Genomic DNA, 16,745 nt, shown 5'->3' with positions numbered 1-16,745 from the left:
TTATATACCCTTTAACTTAGCTCTTCATCAATCTCCAGAGGGAAATCTGATAAGACAATGCCGGTATTATCGGCGTAGAGATAGTCACCAGAGAAGAATGTGACGCCACCAAAATTCACCCTGATATCACTTTCTCCCCCCCCTTCGCTATTGGAGCCAGCAGGAATAGCAGCCATTGCCTGAATTCCAATATCAAGTTCTGCGAGGTAATCGACTTGACGCACTGCGCCATAGACGACAATGCCTTCCCACTCATTATTGACGGCGAGTTGAGCCAGTTCTGCATCAACGAGTGCCTTGCGTACTGATCCACCACCATCAACGAGCAAAATGCGGCCATGGCCGTTTTCTTCAAGTAAATCATAAAGGAGGCCATTGTCCTCAAAACATTTCACTGTGATGATCTGACCACCAAATGAAGTCCGCCCACCAAAGTTGGTGAAGATTGGCTCTACCACATTTATATCTTCTTGATAGATATCACAAAGTTCGGAAGTATCATATTTCATGGGATTTACGTCTGGTTTATGCAAGGAACGAACAGTATATCCTTTTAACGCCAGTGTTGGCAAAACCATCAATCTTGAAACCTATGGGTAAAATCGATGCTTACCCGCTTAATTCAGTACCAATCCAATGGAAAACAGAATATTGGTCAATAATGCTGCTTTGACCATTTGTACCAATCTGGGACGCATACCTTCAGCGGTTGGATCACGCAGCACTTGTATCATATGTTTTAACAGCATAGGAAAAGCGAGCAGGAATAACCAATTAAACCAATTATTCAGGTATAGAAGCGTGAAGGTGATAAGGCAGAGCATGGCAGTTAGCAGAACGGCTGCATGGTAATAGCGAGCCTTTTTTCCGCCTAACCGGACAGCCAGCGTATTTTTGCCGTTTTGGCGGTCATTTTCGATATCGCGTAGGTTATTAATGTTCAAGACGGCCACGGAAAGTAAGCCACTGGCCGTTGCGGGCAAAACGGTGCTTATGGAAAAAGTACCGGATTGCAGATAGTAAGTGCCAAGAACGCTCAAGTAGCCAAAAAAAATCAGGACAGAAATGTCTCCCAGCCCCAGATAACCATAAGGACGCGTACCCACTGTATAAGTGATAGCAGCGACAATCGCCAGTAATCCCAGGATCAAGAATCCGATAATGTCGTTTGGGTTATTGCAAGCTACAGCAATCAAGGAACTTCCTGATAAACAAGAGAGTAGTACAGTGAGCTTCAATGCACTTTTCATCTGCTTTGCGGTAATCAGGCCTTTTTGCATACCGCGACTTGGACCAATGCGATTTTCTGTGTCACTGCCTTTGGTGACGTCACCATAATCGTTGGCGAGGTTAGAAAGAATTTGCAGCAGGGCCGCAGTGAATAAAGCCAGTAATGCGACAGGCCATTTGAAATGTCCTGTCCATGATGCAAGGGCTGAACCCGTTATGACGGCAGCAACGGCCAGTGGGAGCGTTTTAGGGCGTAAACTTTCCAGCCATGCCTGCATCTGACTGATAGACGTTGTTAAGCTCATATTGTCACTGTTTGTCATTATGATTGATGTAATAAATTTTATACCATCGAAAATCGCAAAATGGGAGGCTAAAAGCCTCCCATTTTGCATAAGTCCGGCGAATTATTGGCGCTAATCAAACCAATAATATGACTGATTATAAAATAAACCGACTCAAATCTTCATCTGCAACCAGTTCATCCAGATGCTCTTTGACGTAACCGGCATTGATTTCGACGGATTGTCCTTGACGTTCGCTGGCGTTGAAAGAGATGTCTTCCATCATACGTTCAAGCACGGTGTGCAAACGACGGGCACCGATGTTTTCAGTGGTTTCATTGACTTGCCATGCTGCTTCCGCAATTTTACGGATACCGTCAGCCGTGAATTCAATGCCCATGCCTTCCGTTGCCATCAGGGCCTTGTACTGTTCAGTGAGCGAAGCATTAGGCTCAGTCAGAATACGCTCAAAGTCTTCGGTGGTCAGAGCTTGCAACTCAACACGGATTGGTAAGCGGCCCTGAAGCTCTGGGATCAGATCAGAAGGGCTGGCAACCTGAAATGCGCCGGAAGCGATAAACAGGATGTGATCCGTTTTGACCATGCCGTGTTTAGTGGAAACGGTGCAACCTTCGACAAGTGGCAGCAGATCGCGCTGAACACCTTCACGGGAAACATCCGGGCCAGAAGTTTGACCACGTTTACAAATTTTATCGATCTCATCAATAAAAACGATGCCATGTTGTTCAACTGCATCAATGGCCTGTTGTTTCAATTCTTCAGGGTTGACCAGTTTCGCGGCTTCTTCTTCGATCAGCAGTTTGAATGCGTCTTTGATTTTCATCTTACGATTTTTTTGACGCTGGCCTGCCAGATTTTGGAACATGGATTGTAACTGATTCGTCATCTCTTCCATACCCGGCGGGGCCATGATTTCAACACCAACCGGAGCGGCTGAAACTTCGATTTCAACTTCTTTATCGTCTAACTGGCCTTCACGTAATTTTTTGCGGAAGGTCTGACGGGTTGAAGACGGTTCAGCCTGAGTTTCAGTCTGTCCCCAGTTATTTTTGGCCGGAGGCAGCAGGACATCCAGAATGCGCTCTTCGGCCAATTCTTCTGCACGATAGCGGTTTTTCTCAATGGATTGCAGGCGCACCATTTTGACAGCCGCGTCAGTCAGATCTCGAATGATTGAGTCGACTTCTTTACCGACATAACCCACTTCAGTGAACTTAGTTGCTTCAACTTTGATAAAGGGGGCGTTGGCCAGTTTTGCCAGACGACGGGCAATCTCGGTCTTACCGACACCGGTCGGGCCTATCATCAAAATATTTTTTGGTGTGACTTCATAACGCAGTGATTCATCTAACTGCATGCGACGCCAGCGGTTACGCAGGGCAATAGCAACGGCACGTTTTGCTTTATCCTGACCGATAATATGATTATTTAATTCGCTGACAATTTCGCGAGGAGTCATTTCAGACATACTATCTATCCTTACGCTTTCGAAGGCAGTTCTTCGAAGTTGTGATTATGGTTGGTGTAGATGCAGATATCGCCAGCGATAGTTAAAGCGCGTTCTGCGATTTCTCTGGCGCCGAGTTCGGTTGTTTCCAGCATCGCGCGGGCAGCCGCCTGTGCGTATGATCCACCGGAACCAATGGCGATAAGGTCATTCTCTGGCTGAATCACATCACCATTGCCTGTAATGATCAGAGAAGCATTTTCATCTGCGACAGCAAGCAGGGCTTCCAGCTTACGTAGCATGCGATCGGTTCGCCAGTCTTTGGCGAGTTCAACGGCTGCTTTGGTCAGGTGCCCTTGATGCATTTCGAGTTTCCGTTCAAACAGCTCGAACAGCGTGAAAGCATCGGCAGTACCGCCGGCAAAACCCGCGATGACTTTGTCATGGTAAAGGCGGCGTACTTTGCGGACATTGCCTTTCATAACGGTATGACCCATTGTTGCTTGTCCATCACCACCGATGACAACTTTGCCATTCCGGCGGACACTTACGATTGTAGTCACGAGTTAGCCCCTGGTTACAAAATAGAAAAGGGTACACACGGAGCATTAATTTGTTATCCCACAATTGCTTGCGCACTGCTGATAAAATCACCATGTGTATATTATTAGAGATTAAGATGGGGGGGCTTTCTACTTTTTCAACCCCCGGTAGGGCGGAGAATACAGCCAGGTACGCCAGCACCTGCGACCCGTTCGCGCATTTTCTCAGCGCTGGCTTTATTTTTATAAGGGCCAAGTACAACACGGTTCCAGTTGTCTTTCGTGGTAATCTGACTCTCAATGCCGGCGAATGCAAGGCTGGCACGGACGGATTCTGCCTGTTCCATTGTGCGGAAAGAACCGCATTGTAGCATCAATTTCGCCTCTTTTACCTCAGACTGTGTACTGGTTTGGGAAGACGAAGACGTTGAAGGCTTTTTTTCCGGCACGGCGGCCGACTTTTGTTCTGGCGAATATTGTTCAGTATGCTGCTGCGCCGGAGGGGTGATCAACACACGTGAACGTGGAACAGGTTCACTGTTATAAGGCACCTCTTTCAATGAAATAGGCGGTTGGCGCATATCTGCTTGTATTTGTTCGAGGAGCTGTTTTTGTTCAGACGTTAATTGAGGCGGTTGGTTTAGCGGTTTATTTACTGTTGCATCGCTTTCCTGGATGGACGATTCATTAACAGGGCGATTTTCCAATTCTTTGATGTAACTCCAGCGCTCTTCTGGTTTTGGTGGCAGGCCGTGCCCTTTGGTTTGATGATGAGCCTGTGAGGCATTTTGTGCACTTCCTTCCTGCTTATTTTCTTCCTGTTTATTGTGTACGATGAAATAAAGCCCACCAATAAACATGACCACTAAGGCCACGGCAACGGCTAATGTAGTTTTGGGTAATCCTTGAGCCTGATTTTTTTTCTTACCAGTACTTTTCTGACGGGGATTGCTGCGCCCGCGACTCACATAATCTCGTTGTGCCACTGTTTAATTCACTGAGTTATTTAAAAAATTAAAGGATAGGTAACTAATGTTACTTAAGCTGTCGTTATTTGCCTAGCTTTTAGGCGAACAAGTACTCGCACGAATGATCAATTCTGCCTCCAATAATTTTGAACCTTTAAAAACCAAACGGCCTTGAAGCTGTTCCAGCAATAACAGAGTGGAATGATATCCAATCTCATAACGGGGATGTTCCACCGTGGTTAGGGCGGGTTCGCAGTATTGAGCCAGATTTAAATTATCGAAACCGACAACAGAGAGATCTTCTGGTAATTTTAATCCCATTTTTTTAGCTTGCCACATTGCGCCCAGTGCCATGACATCACTATGGCAAAAAATAGCGCTTGGAGGCTCTGGCAGGTTAAGCAAGGTTTCTGCCAATGTTGCTCCGTTTTCATGAGTGAAATCACCACGGATAATATATTCTTCGCGAATTTCTTCTCCTGTGCGCCGCAATGCCTGGATGTAACCTTGTAAACGGTAGTGGCACAATGGCATGGTTTCCGGCCCGGTAATGCAGGCAATGCGTTTGTGCCCCAGTTTTTGCAAATGATGAGTGGCATTGAAGGCGGCTGTCAGGTTGTCAATATGGACAGTGGGTAGTTCCAGTTCTGGCGTGAATTCATTGGCCATAACCATGGGAGGCAGGTTTTTCTGTTCTTCTTTGGAAACATCGAAAGGAATGTTGGAACCCAGTAGCACCATACCATCAATGCGTTTGGTGATCAGAAGATTGATAAACGCATGTTCTTGTTGCTGTTGATGCTTGCAATCACCAATCAGAACCAGATAACCCTGTTCAGTGGCGGTTTCTTCAATGCCCCGAATAACCTCAGTAAAGAAAGGATCACTGATATTAGGCACAATAACCAGGATGGTTCTGGATACATTACGCCGTAAATTTTTGACCAGTTTGTGGGGATAATAACCCACTTCCAACACCGCATTCTCGACTTTCTGGCGTGTACGGACAGAAACCTTGTCAGGATTCATTAATGTTCTTGATACCGTTGCAGTAGAAACACCAGCCACTTTGGCAACATCTTTCATGGTTACCAGTGCGCACTTCCTTTTTTCCATAGTCCACTCCTCGCTCTCCACAGGCGGCGAAACGATTGCTATCCGGCTGTTAAAAAACGCCAGTCTTGCCTGAGAAGGGCGTGCTGGCGCATTGTTTTCTACAATTATATTAATAATTTCATTTTAAGCTGATTAACCGATCAATCTGTTACTTTGTTTGCATAAAAAGTGTGATATGAATCATTTCTTAGAGGTGCTTCGCAAATTAAAGAAATAATTATCAACTTTCGCTGGGATCAACATCAATGTTCCATTTCACTTTACGTGCTTGTGGCAGTGTCGTGATTTGGGGATAGACCCCGGCCATCATTTTCTGGAGAAAAATGCGGGAAGGGTGCTGAATCATCAACTGCCAACGATAACGACCGCTCCGTTTGGCCTGTAATGCGGGTACAGGTCCCATGATCCATAAATGATTATCAGACTGTGCATGATGTTCAAACAATTGACGCATGTGTTGCAAAAATGCGGGGGCTTGCTGATTGTCGTGATCTTCTGCGCGGAGCAGGATATGGCTCACAAACGGTGGCAGGTGAACTTGCTGACGCTCTTCCATTGCCTGCTGGGCAAAGGCATCGTAGCCTTTCTCCAACAATATTTGCAAAAGTGGATGCTCAGGATGGTGGGTTTGCAGGACGACTTCTCCCCGCTTTCCTGCCCGTCCTGCCCGACCGGAAACCTGGGTATAGAGTTGGGCAAAACGTTCGGCGGCTCGAAAATCAGCGGAAAACAGGGCACCATCGACATCCAGTAAGGCGACCAGTGTAACATCGGGGAAATGGTGACCTTTCGCCAGCATTTGCGTACCAATTAAGATACGGGCGCCACCTTGATGGACTTCGGCCAGTTGCTGTTCCAGTGCGCCTTTGCGGCTGGTGGTATCACGGTCGATACGGGTAACGGGAGTGTTGGGGAACAGTGTTGTAATACCATCTTCAAGTTGTTCAGTGCCTAAACCAACGGGAATTAAGTTAGTGGTGCCACATTGCGGGCATTGGCGTGGGATTGGGCGCTGGCTGTCACAGTGATGGCAACGCAGGTGGCGATGATTTTGGTGCAGGGTGTAATAGTGATCACAGCGTTGGCATTCTGCTATCCAGCCGCATTCGTGACAGAGCACGGCGGGGGAATAACCACGACGGTTCAGAAATAGGATGACCTGATTATCCGCCTTGAGATGTTCACCCATGCGATTGATGAGCGGCTGGGATAACCCAACCGTCAATGGCAATCCTTTCAGATCTAATAAATGCTGAGTGGCTACTTGGGCGTGGCCTGCCCGTTGAGTCAAAGTTAGTTGGCGATATTTCCCCTGTTGCACATTATACAGTGTTTCCAGTGCGGGGGTGGCAGAACCCATAATGATCGGAATCCCCTCTTTTTTCGCCCGAAACACCGCCAGATCGCGGGCATGATAGCGCCAGCCTTCTTGCTGTTTGTAAGAGCTGTCATGTTCTTCATCGATAATAATGACACCCAGATGGGCAAAGGGAGTAAACAAAGCCGATCGTGTACCGATAACGATGGCATTTTCCCCTCTTTTCGCCCTCAGCCAAACTGTCAGCCGTTCGCTGTCATTCAAGGCGGAGTGCAGAACATCAACTGGCGCGTTGAAACGTTCCCGGAACCGACGGATAGTCTGTGGGGTCAAGCCAATTTCCGGCACTAAAATAAGAGCCTGTTTGCCTTGTGCAAGAATGTTCTCCAGTACACTGAGATACACTTCCGTTTTACCCGAACCCGTGATTCCCGCCAATAACCACGGAGAAAAGGTTTGATCTTCTGCACGGATGGCGCCTATCGCAGTAGCTTGTTCTGTATTGAGCTTTAACCGTTCGCCAATGGTTGTAAAATGCTCACACCAATTTTCCGCTTCTGGTTGGATGGGATGCAGGGCAATCAGTGATTTCTTTTTCAATGATTGCAGTGCGCTTTCACTTAACTCCAATTCAGAGACTTGGTGACGATAAACAGGGCGTTGGCGCAAAACAGCTAATGCCTTTTGCTGTTTGGCGGAGCGCTTGAGTTGAGCAAGTGGAAGTTCACGGCCGGCTTCGGTGACTTGCCATTGCCAGAGTGGGGAAAATTCTGCCGGTTTTCCCTGCCGTAGCAAGACAGGTAAGGCATGGAACAACACTTCGCCCAGCGGATAGTGATAATAGCTGACGGCCCACTGAAGCAATTGCCAGAGATTGTTAGGAAAAAGGGGGGAGATATCAAGAATGGTGGCAATAGACTTGAGCTGCTCAGAAGGAAATTCGCTGCTGTCTGCGATACCCGTGACGATACCTATCGCATTACGCTTACCAAAAGGCACGCGCACTCGAACACCAATAGCGGGTAAAGGTAACCCTGTAGGTAATAGATAATCAAACGAGCGGGTTAGGGGAACAGGCAATGCAACCTGGACAACTGTCATAAGGTGATTTCCAGATAATTAATGACCAGATGAAAGAACGTATAAAAGAACATATGGCGATCAGGGTATCATAGCAAATCGGCAGATTTCATTGCGCAATAAACAGATATTCTGTATGATCCGCCGCCTTTGGTATAGAAATTACCGATACATATTTTTTATCAACACGACGTGTGGTGTCTGGCAGCAAAACAAGGCTGGATAGCGACACGGCCTGAACAGAGGTTTCCCATGAAACAAGGTATCCATCCTAAATACGAAGCAATTACTGCAAATTGTTCTTGCGGTAATGTCATCAAAATCAACTCTACTGTAGCTCACGATCTGAACCTGGACGTCTGTGGTGCATGTCACCCGTTCTACACTGGTAAGCAGCGTGATGTTGCAACTGGTGGTCGTGTTGATCGCTTTAACAAACGTTTCAGCGTTCCAGGTGCTAAGAAGTAATGATTTTCTCCTGCCTGTCATCAATACAGGCGGGTCAGAACAAAAAAATGCCCGATGTTTTGCATCGGGCGTTTTTTTTTGTTATCAATATTCCCATGTATCAGGATCAATGCCTTTCTCACGCATCATGACCTTCGCTGCTTCTGGGATTTCATCATGGCGTTCTTTGCGTAAATCGTTATCGTCAGGCAGAGGCTGTCCGGTGAACGCATGGAGAAAAGCTTCACACAGCAATTCACTGTTTGTTGCATGACGCAAATTGTTTACCTGACGGCGGGTGCGCTCATCAGTCAGGATTTTCAATACCTTTAGCGGGATTGAAACTGTAATTTTTTTGACCTGTTCACTTTTTTTGCCATGTTCAGCATAAGGGCTGACATACTCACCATTCCACTCAGCCATGAGATACCTTAAATAATTTTTGAATCAAGTAATTGAGATCAGAAATTGGAAGGAATTCCTGATCTGTTTTCATGTCGATAATTCAGTAGTCTAACATAATTAGCCTGTCGACTATATCGCCCCACCTGCACTAATTTATAAAATATAACCAGAAGACATATAAAGTGTAATGACAGCCATAGAATTGTGGTATTAAACCGCAAAATAATTTGGATGTCTAGATGTATTGACGTCCATCTTTTCAGTCGTTATTCTTGCGGGACGCTAATAATAACGACGATGGGGAAAGGTTATGGGATGTAAGCAAGCGACAATTGCGGTTCACAGTGGTTTAAATGTTGATGAACAATATGGTTGTGTTGTTCCGCCTATCTATCTTTCCAGTACATACAACTTTACCGGTTTCAATGAACCCAGAGAGCATGATTACTCACGCCGTGGCAACCCTGGCCGTGATGTTGTCCAACAGGTTTTGGCCGAGCTGGAAGGCGGAGCGGGCGCAGTCATGACCAGCAGTGGCATGTCAGCGATTCATCTGCTCTGTACCGTATTCCTGAAACCGGGAGATTTATTGGTGGCACCCCATGATTGTTATGGCGGGAGTTACCGGTTGTTTGACAGTCTGAGCAAACGTGGTGCATACAATGTGATTTTTGTTGATCAGTCAGATGAACAGGCATTGAAACAGGCGTTGGCCCAAAAGCCCAAACTGGTGCTCATTGAAACACCGAGTAATCCTTTGTTGCGGATCGTAGATATTCAATACATTTGTGGATTGGCCCATGAAATTGGGGCATTGGCTGTCGTCGATAACACGTTCTTAAGTCCTGTACTGCAAAAGCCGTTGGATTTGGGGGCAGATTTAGTGGTGCATTCCTGCACGAAATATTTGAATGGGCACTCTGATCTGATCGCAGGCGCCATTATCGCTAAGGAGCCATCCATCGCGGAAGAGTTGGCATGGTGGGCGAACAATATTGGTGTGACGGCTGCGGCGTTTGATAGCTATCTGCTACTGCGTGGCATTCGTACATTATCTGCCCGTGTGTTGCTCCAACAAAACAATGCTGTTGCCATTGTGGATTATTTGCAACAGCAGCCCCAAGTGAAAAGGCTCTTCTATCCTGCGTTGAAGAACCATCCGGGGCATGAAATTGCTGTTAAGCAACAGCAAGGTTTTGGGGCGATGCTCAGTTTCGAACTGGAGGGTGATGAACAGGCCATGCGTCGTTTCTTATCTGCGTTAAAATTATTTACCTTGGCTGAATCTCTCGGTGGTGTGGAATCGTTGATTTCTCATACTGCAACCATGACACACGCGGGAATGTCGGCAGAAGCAAGGAATCAGGCAGGGATTACGGATTTGCTTCTTCGTGTCTCTGTAGGAATTGAAGATAGTCAGGATTTAATTGCTGATCTGGACAATGCCTTTCAGGCAGCGGTAACGAGGTAATCATTAATCATGAGTATACTGGCAACAGCGGGGGCGGAATCTGGCCGTCAGTTACATAAATTTGGTGGCAGCAGCCTGGCTGATGTGAAATGCTATCAGCGGGTGGCTGAAATTATGGCGAACTACAGCCAGCCGGGTGATTTGATGGTGGTATCGGCTGCGGGGAGTACGACCAACCAGTTGATTGATTGGCTTAAATTGAGTCAGAATGACCGGATATCAGCCCATCAAATACAGCAGTCTTTGCGGCGTTACCAGCAAGAATTGATCCGTGGCTTGTTGCCCGAAACCGTTGCAGAAGAACTGAACGCAGCCTTTATCGCTGATCTGGAAAGATTGAGCGTATTGTTGGATAAACCCGTCACCGATATCACATATGCCGAAGTTGTCGGTCATGGGGAAATCTGGTCTGCCCGTTTAATGGCGGCGGTGCTGGAAAATCAGGGTATCCCCAGTGCATGGCTGGATGCGCGTCAGTTCCTGCGGGCAGAGCGCATTGCTCAACCGCAAGTTGACGTCAGTTTATCTCAACCGCTACTGAGCCAATTACTGATCCAAAACGCCAATAAGCGTTTAGTGGTTACCGGTTTTATTTCCAGTAATCAGAAGGGGGAGACGGTATTGTTGGGACGCAATGGCAGCGACTATTCTGCTACCCAAGTTGGAGCTTTGGCGGGAGCCAAAAAAGTCACAATTTGGAGTGATGTGGCGGGGGTTTACAGTGCCGATCCGCGTAAAGTCAACGATGCCTGCCTGTTGCCGTTGCTGCGTTTGGATGAAGCCAGTGAACTGGCACGTTTAGCCGCACCCGTTCTCCATACCCGTACATTGCAGCCAGTTTCTCTCAGCGATATTGATCTGCAATTGCGTTGCAGTTACCAACCTGAACAGGGTTCCACACAGATTGAACGGGTGCTGGCAACCGGGACAGGGGCAAAAATTGTCACCAGCCATGATGATGTTTGCCTGATTGAATTGCATGTTTCTCCAGCCCACGATTTCAAGCAAGTCTATAAAGACATTGATTCTTTGTTGAAACGCGCCCAAATCCGGCCATTGGCAACAGGGCTGCACGCAGATTGCAACCTGATCCAACTCTGTTATACCTCTGAGATTGTGAATAGCGCCCTGGATGTTTTGCAGGATGCCCCCTTGCCCGGCAAACTTTCTTTGCGTGAAGGTTTAGCGCTGGTGGCATTAGTCGGGGCGGGGGTATGCAAGAATCCACTGCATAGCCATCGTTTTTATCAACAATTAAAAGATCAGCCCGTTGAATTTATCTGGCATGCAGAAGATGACATTAGTCTGGTTGCTGTACTGCGTTCGAATCAGACATCACATTTGATTCAGGGATTGCACCAAAGCCTGTTCAGAGCAGAAAAACGTATCGGTTTAGTGCTGTTTGGCAAAGGGAATATTGGTTCTCGTTGGCTGGAGTTGTTTGCCCGTGAACAGAAGAACATTTCTGCTCGCAGTGGATTTGAATTTATCCTGGCGGGGATCGTCGATAGTCGCCGGAGTTTGCTGAATTATCAGGGCATTGATGCCAGTCGTGCGTTGGCCTTTTTTGATGATGAAGCAACTGAACATGAAGAAGATGCCCTGTTTTTATGGATACGGGCACATCCTTATGATGATTTGGTTGTACTGGATGTCACGGCAAGTGAAGAACTGGCTAAAGAGTATATCTACTTTGCCAGCTATGGATTTCACGTTATCAGTGCCAACAAAGTTGCCGGTTCTTCCGACAGCAATACATATCGTATGATCCGAGATGCCTTTACAAAAACGGGGCGTCATTGGTTATACAACGCCACAGTGGGGGCAGGGCTGCCGATTAACCACTCTGTCAGGGATCTGCGGGAGAGCGGTGATACCATTTTGTCCATCAGTGGCGTTTTTTCTGGCACATTATCCTGGCTGTTCTTGCAGTTTGATGGTTCTGTGCCTTTCAGTGATTTAGTAGAACAAGCCTGGCAACAAGGGTTGACGGAACCTGATCCGCGTATTGACCTTTCTGGTCAGGATGTGATGCGTAAGCTGGTTATTCTGGCACGCGAAGCGGGTTATGAGATAGAGCCTAATCATGTGCGTGTTGAGTCTTTAGTACCGAAAGAGGCTCGGAACGGTTCTATCGAAGAGTTCTTTGAAAACAGTGCTGCCATTAATGAGCAAATGCGGCAACGGTTGCAAGCGGCACAGGAAATGGGCATGGTACTACGGTATGTCGCACGTTTTGATGCCAGTGGTAAGGCGAAAGTGGGTGTGGAAGCGGTGCGTAGCGATCATCCATTGGCTTCATTGCTGCCGGCAGATAATGTCTTTGCGATAGAAAGCCGCTGGTATCGTGATAATCCGTTAGTGATCCGTGGGCCAGGAGCGGGGCGAGATGTTACTGCGGGGGCAATCCAATCGGATTTAAATCGTCTGTCACAACTTCTGTAACCTAATTTCTCTGTCGGAGAGATATTGAGCAATCAGGCTTTAAAATTCGCCCAAGTGGTTTGTTTTCTGATATGAATAGAATGCTAGAGATAAACAGAACAACACTCTCTATAGCAAAAACATGAAATATTTGGACAGAAAATAGGGTAAATGCCGATTAAGCCAGTTTATTGGTGAAATAGGTGACATACAGCAACACAAGGCCAGGAACCACATGAATCAACAATATTCCGCAATGCGAAGTAATGTCAGTATGCTCGGTAAGTTGCTGGGCGATACAATTAAGGAAGCTTTAGGAGAAGATATTCTTGATAAAGTTGAAACGATCAGGAAGTTATCTAAATCATCCCGTGCAGGTAATGAGGCTCACCGTCAGCAGCTTTTATCAACGCTGGAAAATTTATCCAATGATGAATTATTGCCTGTTGCCCGTGCGTTTAACCAGTTTTTAAATCTGACTAACGTTGCCGAACAATATCACAGTATTTCTCCACACGGCGAAGCGGCAAGTAATCCGGTCGCGCTGGCCGCGCTGTTCAACCGGCTCAAAGACAAACAATTCAGCAATGACGATTTGATTAAGGCAGTCAATGAACTGGCAATTGAATTAGTTCTGACCGCTCATCCGACAGAAATTGCCCGCCGTACTCTGATTCATAAGTTGGTTGAAGTTAATGGCTGTCTGGCACAGCTTGATCATGACGATTTGGCCGATTATGAACGCAATAACATCATGCGCCGATTGCGGCAGCTGATTGCCCAATCATGGCATACTGATGAGATCCGTAAGAACCGTCCCACCCCAATTGATGAAGCAAAATGGGGCTTTGCTGTGGTTGAAAACAGCTTATGGGAAGGTGTGCCGGCCTTCCTGCGTGAATTCAATGAACAACTGGAAGGATCCATTGGTCATAGCTTGCCAGTGGAAGCCGTGCCAATACGTTTCACTTCCTGGATGGGGGGGGATCGCGATGGTAATCCTAACGTTACCGCTGAAATTACCCGTCATGTTTTACTGTTGAGCCGTTGGAAAGCCGCCGATCTGTTCCTGAAAGATATTCAGGTTTTAGTCTCTGAACTCTCCATGTCGGAATGTACACCTGAACTGCGTCAAATGGCGGGAGGTGAGCAGGTTTTAGAGCCTTACCGTGAAATTGCCAAACAATTGCGCACGCAATTAAATAACACACTGGCTTATCTGGAAAAACGCCTGAAAGGCGAGCAAGTTCTGCCACCTGCGGATCTACTCCTGCATAACGAACAGTTATGGCAACCGCTATATGCCTGCTATCAATCCCTGAAGGATTGCGATATGGAAATTATCGCCAACGGGCAATTGCTGGATACCTTGCGTCGCATCCGTTGCTTTGGTCTGTCTTTGGTGCGTATTGATATCCGCCAGGAAAGTACCCGCCATACCGATGCGATTGCTGAACTGACGCAATATCTGGCAATGGGTGATTATGCGAGCTGGCCTGAAACCGAAAAACAGGCGTTCCTGTTACGCGAGTTGCAATCAAAACGCCCTCTGACCCCGCGTGATTGGCAGCCAAGCGCAGAAACGCAAGAAGTTTTCGCTACCTGCAAGGTGATTGCTGAATCACCCCAAGATTCGATTGCGGCTTATGTTATTTCTATGGCGAAAGTCCCTTCTGATGTCTTGGCGGTAAAATTGTTGTTGAAAGAAGCGGGATGCCCATTGTCACTGCCTGTCGCGCCCTTGTTCGAAACCCTTGATGACCTGAACAATGCAGAAGGTGTTATCCGGCAACTATTGGGCGTTAAGTGGTATCGCGATCTGATTCAGGATAAGCAGATGGTGATGATCGGTTACTCCGATTCAGCCAAAGATGCAGGGGTGATGGCGGCATCTTGGGCACAATACCGGGCACAGGATGCGTTGATCAAATTGTGTGAACAAGAAGGTGTAACATTAACCTTGTTCCACGGACGCGGCGGCACGATTGGTCGTGGTGGTGCGCCAGCACATTCAGCTTTGCTCTCTCAGCCACCGGGCAGTCTGAAAGGGGGATTGCGTGTCACCGAGCAGGGAGAAATGATCCGCTTTAAGTTTGGTTTGCCGCAGGTAACGATCAGCAGTCTGGCCTTATATGCCAGTGCAATTCTAGAAGCCAACTTATTGCCGCCACCAGAGCCGAAACCGGAATGGCAGCAGATTATGGATACGCTCTCCGATGTTTCCTGTGACATGTATCGTGATTATGTCCGTGAGCAACCGGAATTTGTGCCTTATTTCCGGGCAGCAACACCGGAACAAGAGTTGGCAAAACTGCCTTTGGGTTCGCGGCCGGCTAAACGACGCCCGACAGGAGGCGTTGAAAGTTTGCGAGCAATCCCGTGGATATTTGCCTGGACGCAAAACCGCTTGATGTTGCCGGCATGGTTAGGCGCGGGTGCAGCGCTGCAACGGGTGATCGATGCTGGTAATTTGTCCGTTTTAACGGAGATGTGTCGCGCCTGGCCATTTTTCAATACGCGTATTGCCATGTTGGAGATGGTATTTGCCAAAGCAGATTTGTGGTTAGCGGAATATTACGATCAGCGTTTGGTCGAACCGAAACTGTGGTCATTAGGGGTCAAATTGCGTAACCAACTTGCAGAGGATATCGAAACGGTATTGACCATTGCACAGGATGAGCAATTGATGGCGGATTTGCCGTGGATCGCCGAATCTATTGCTTTGCGTAACGTGTATACCGATCCGTTGAACGTACTCCAGGCCGAATTATTACAGCGCTCCCGTCAGCAGGAAAATCCTGATCCGCATCTTGAACAGGCGCTGATGGTGACGATTGCCGGCGTTGCGGCAGGCATGCGTAATACAGGATAGTTTACATATTTTTTAATCATAGAAGCCGAATAAGGAAACTGTTCGGCTTTTTGGGTTTTAACAAGGACGTACTCCCAATGTATGGCAGATGGCATAACTCAATTCTGCCCGATTCAGGGTATAAAAATGAAAATCTTTCACACCTTCACGACTGAGAATTTTCACCATATCCATCGCAATAGAGGCGCCGACTAAGTTGCGACTTTCCGGATCATCATCTAACCCGTCAAACATTCTGGTCATCCAGCTGGGAATACGGACATTGGTCAGCGTGGCAAATCGTTGTAACTGACGGAAGTTCGAGACTGGTAAGATCCCTGGTACAATTTCCACGTCAATCCCTGTTGCGACGCAACGATCACGAAAACGCAGGTAGCTTTCCACATCAAAAAAGAATTGAGTAATGGCACGATTAGCGCCGGCATCAATTTTACGTTTTAAATTGATCAAATCTGCCTGTGCACTTTTCGCTTCTGGATGCACTTCTGGATAAGCGGCAACGGAGATATCAAAATCCGCTTCTTTTTTTAAAAGCTCTACTAAATCAGCACCATACATTTCTGGCTTGCAACCGTGAGTCGGTAAATCACCACGTAATGCCACAATATGACGAATGCCGTTTTGCCAATAATCATGGGCAATGTCGCGTAGCTCTTCACGGTTGGCATCAATACAAGTCAGGTGTGGGGCGGCATCAAGGCCGGTTTTTTCTTTAATCCCCTTGATAATGCTATGAGTGCGATCACGTTCGCCAGAGTTAGCACCATAGGTGACAGAAACAAATTTAGGTTTCAGCTTGCTCAAGCGATCAATGGATTTCCACAGAGTTTGTTCCATCTCAGCCGTTCTGGGTGGAAAGAATTCAAAGGAAACACGAATTTGCCCTTCAAGTTCAGCCAGATTCTGGTTCAGCGCTTCTCGCTGATTCGCGTGAAAAAAACTCATACCCTGTGCCCTCATGAATCTATTTTTAGATGTTTAAGTGTTTAAATGTCTATCCGTTTAGATGTCTAAATAGGATGGGCGAAGCGGGATTTTTAGTCAATCGGGAAATAGCTTATTTCCAGTGAGGAATATTCAAAGCGATCAGGAAAGAAATTCATGTTGGGGAGGTGGTATG

The 16,745-nt window shown here is 47.1% G+C and carries 13 protein-coding genes; 4 read left to right on the top strand and 9 right to left on the bottom strand.

What is annotated here, in order from left to right:
- Positions 1-11 precede the first annotated feature (11 nt).
- From rraA to priA, 7 genes are all read right to left on the bottom strand, one after another.
- Complete coding sequence (rraA, locus tag AAY47_RS07975) at positions 12-509, bottom strand: ribonuclease E activity regulator RraA (RefSeq protein WP_047768685.1); 498 nt, start codon at positions 507-509, stop codon at positions 12-14.
- Positions 510-617: 108 nt separating this feature from the next.
- Positions 618-1,535 (bottom strand): 1,4-dihydroxy-2-naphthoate polyprenyltransferase, encoded by a 918-nt coding sequence (locus tag AAY47_RS07970; protein ID WP_047768683.1) that lies wholly within the window; start codon positions 1,533-1,535, stop codon positions 618-620.
- A 136-nt stretch (positions 1,536-1,671) separates the two neighbouring features.
- On the bottom strand, positions 1,672-3,003 hold the full coding sequence (gene hslU / locus AAY47_RS07965) for an HslU--HslV peptidase ATPase subunit (RefSeq protein WP_047768621.1): 1,332 nt from the start codon (positions 3,001-3,003) through the stop codon (positions 1,672-1,674).
- 11 nt (positions 3,004-3,014) lie between these two features.
- Positions 3,015-3,545: an ATP-dependent protease subunit HslV gene (gene hslV, locus AAY47_RS07960; protein ID WP_047768620.1), complete on the bottom strand. Its 531-nt coding sequence runs from the start codon at positions 3,543-3,545 to the stop codon at positions 3,015-3,017.
- Between the two features lie 137 nt (positions 3,546-3,682).
- Positions 3,683-4,510 carry a cell division protein FtsN gene (ftsN, locus tag AAY47_RS07955; protein WP_047768618.1) on the bottom strand — a complete coding sequence of 276 codons (828 nt, stop codon included), beginning with the start codon at positions 4,508-4,510 and terminating at the stop codon, positions 3,683-3,685.
- 72 nt (positions 4,511-4,582) lie between these two features.
- The gene (cytR, locus tag AAY47_RS07950; protein WP_047768616.1) at positions 4,583-5,608 is read right to left on the bottom strand and encodes a DNA-binding transcriptional regulator CytR; all 1,026 of its coding nucleotides are present in this window, start codon (positions 5,606-5,608) and stop codon (positions 4,583-4,585) included.
- A gap of 220 nt (positions 5,609-5,828) precedes the next feature.
- Positions 5,829-8,027 carry a primosomal protein N' gene (priA, locus tag AAY47_RS07945; RefSeq protein WP_047768614.1) on the bottom strand — a complete coding sequence of 733 codons (2,199 nt, stop codon included), beginning with the start codon at positions 8,025-8,027 and terminating at the stop codon, positions 5,829-5,831.
- 231 nt (positions 8,028-8,258) lie between these two features.
- Here priA and rpmE point away from each other — a divergent pair, with 231 nt between their 5' ends.
- Positions 8,259-8,474: a 50S ribosomal protein L31 gene (rpmE, locus tag AAY47_RS07940; protein ID WP_047768612.1), complete on the top strand. Its 216-nt coding sequence runs from the start codon at positions 8,259-8,261 to the stop codon at positions 8,472-8,474.
- A gap of 84 nt (positions 8,475-8,558) precedes the next feature.
- On the opposite strand, the gene metJ is transcribed toward rpmE, so the two are convergent.
- Positions 8,559-8,876, bottom strand: coding sequence for a met regulon transcriptional regulator MetJ (gene metJ, locus AAY47_RS07935; RefSeq protein ID WP_047768609.1), 318 nt, complete (start codon positions 8,874-8,876; stop codon positions 8,559-8,561).
- Between the two features lie 292 nt (positions 8,877-9,168).
- Between metJ and metB the strand changes: the two genes are divergently transcribed.
- The 3 genes from metB to ppc all read left to right on the top strand — a co-directional run bounded on the left by metB (position 9,169) and on the right by ppc (position 15,625).
- Positions 9,169-10,329 (top strand): cystathionine gamma-synthase, encoded by a 1,161-nt coding sequence (gene metB, locus AAY47_RS07930; RefSeq protein ID WP_047768607.1) that lies wholly within the window; start codon positions 9,169-9,171, stop codon positions 10,327-10,329.
- Between the two features lie 9 nt (positions 10,330-10,338).
- Positions 10,339-12,774 carry a bifunctional aspartate kinase/homoserine dehydrogenase II gene (locus tag AAY47_RS07925; RefSeq protein WP_047768606.1) on the top strand — a complete coding sequence of 812 codons (2,436 nt, stop codon included), beginning with the start codon at positions 10,339-10,341 and terminating at the stop codon, positions 12,772-12,774.
- A gap of 214 nt (positions 12,775-12,988) precedes the next feature.
- Positions 12,989-15,625 (top strand): phosphoenolpyruvate carboxylase, encoded by a 2,637-nt coding sequence (gene ppc / locus AAY47_RS07920; protein ID WP_047768604.1) that lies wholly within the window; start codon positions 12,989-12,991, stop codon positions 15,623-15,625.
- 57 nt (positions 15,626-15,682) lie between these two features.
- Here the strand turns inward: ppc and metF are convergent, their stop codons facing one another.
- Entirely contained in the window at positions 15,683-16,570 is an 888-nt protein-coding gene (gene metF, locus AAY47_RS07915) for a methylenetetrahydrofolate reductase (RefSeq protein WP_047768602.1), read from the bottom strand.
- Between the last annotated feature and the right edge of the window lie 175 nt (positions 16,571-16,745).

The organism is Xenorhabdus griffiniae, from assembly GCF_001028135.1.
Lineage (GTDB): Bacteria > Pseudomonadota > Gammaproteobacteria > Enterobacterales > Enterobacteriaceae > Xenorhabdus > Xenorhabdus bakwenae.
The sequence above is the reverse complement of the archived record's forward strand: the minus strand, read 5'-3'. Positions and strand labels throughout refer to the sequence as shown.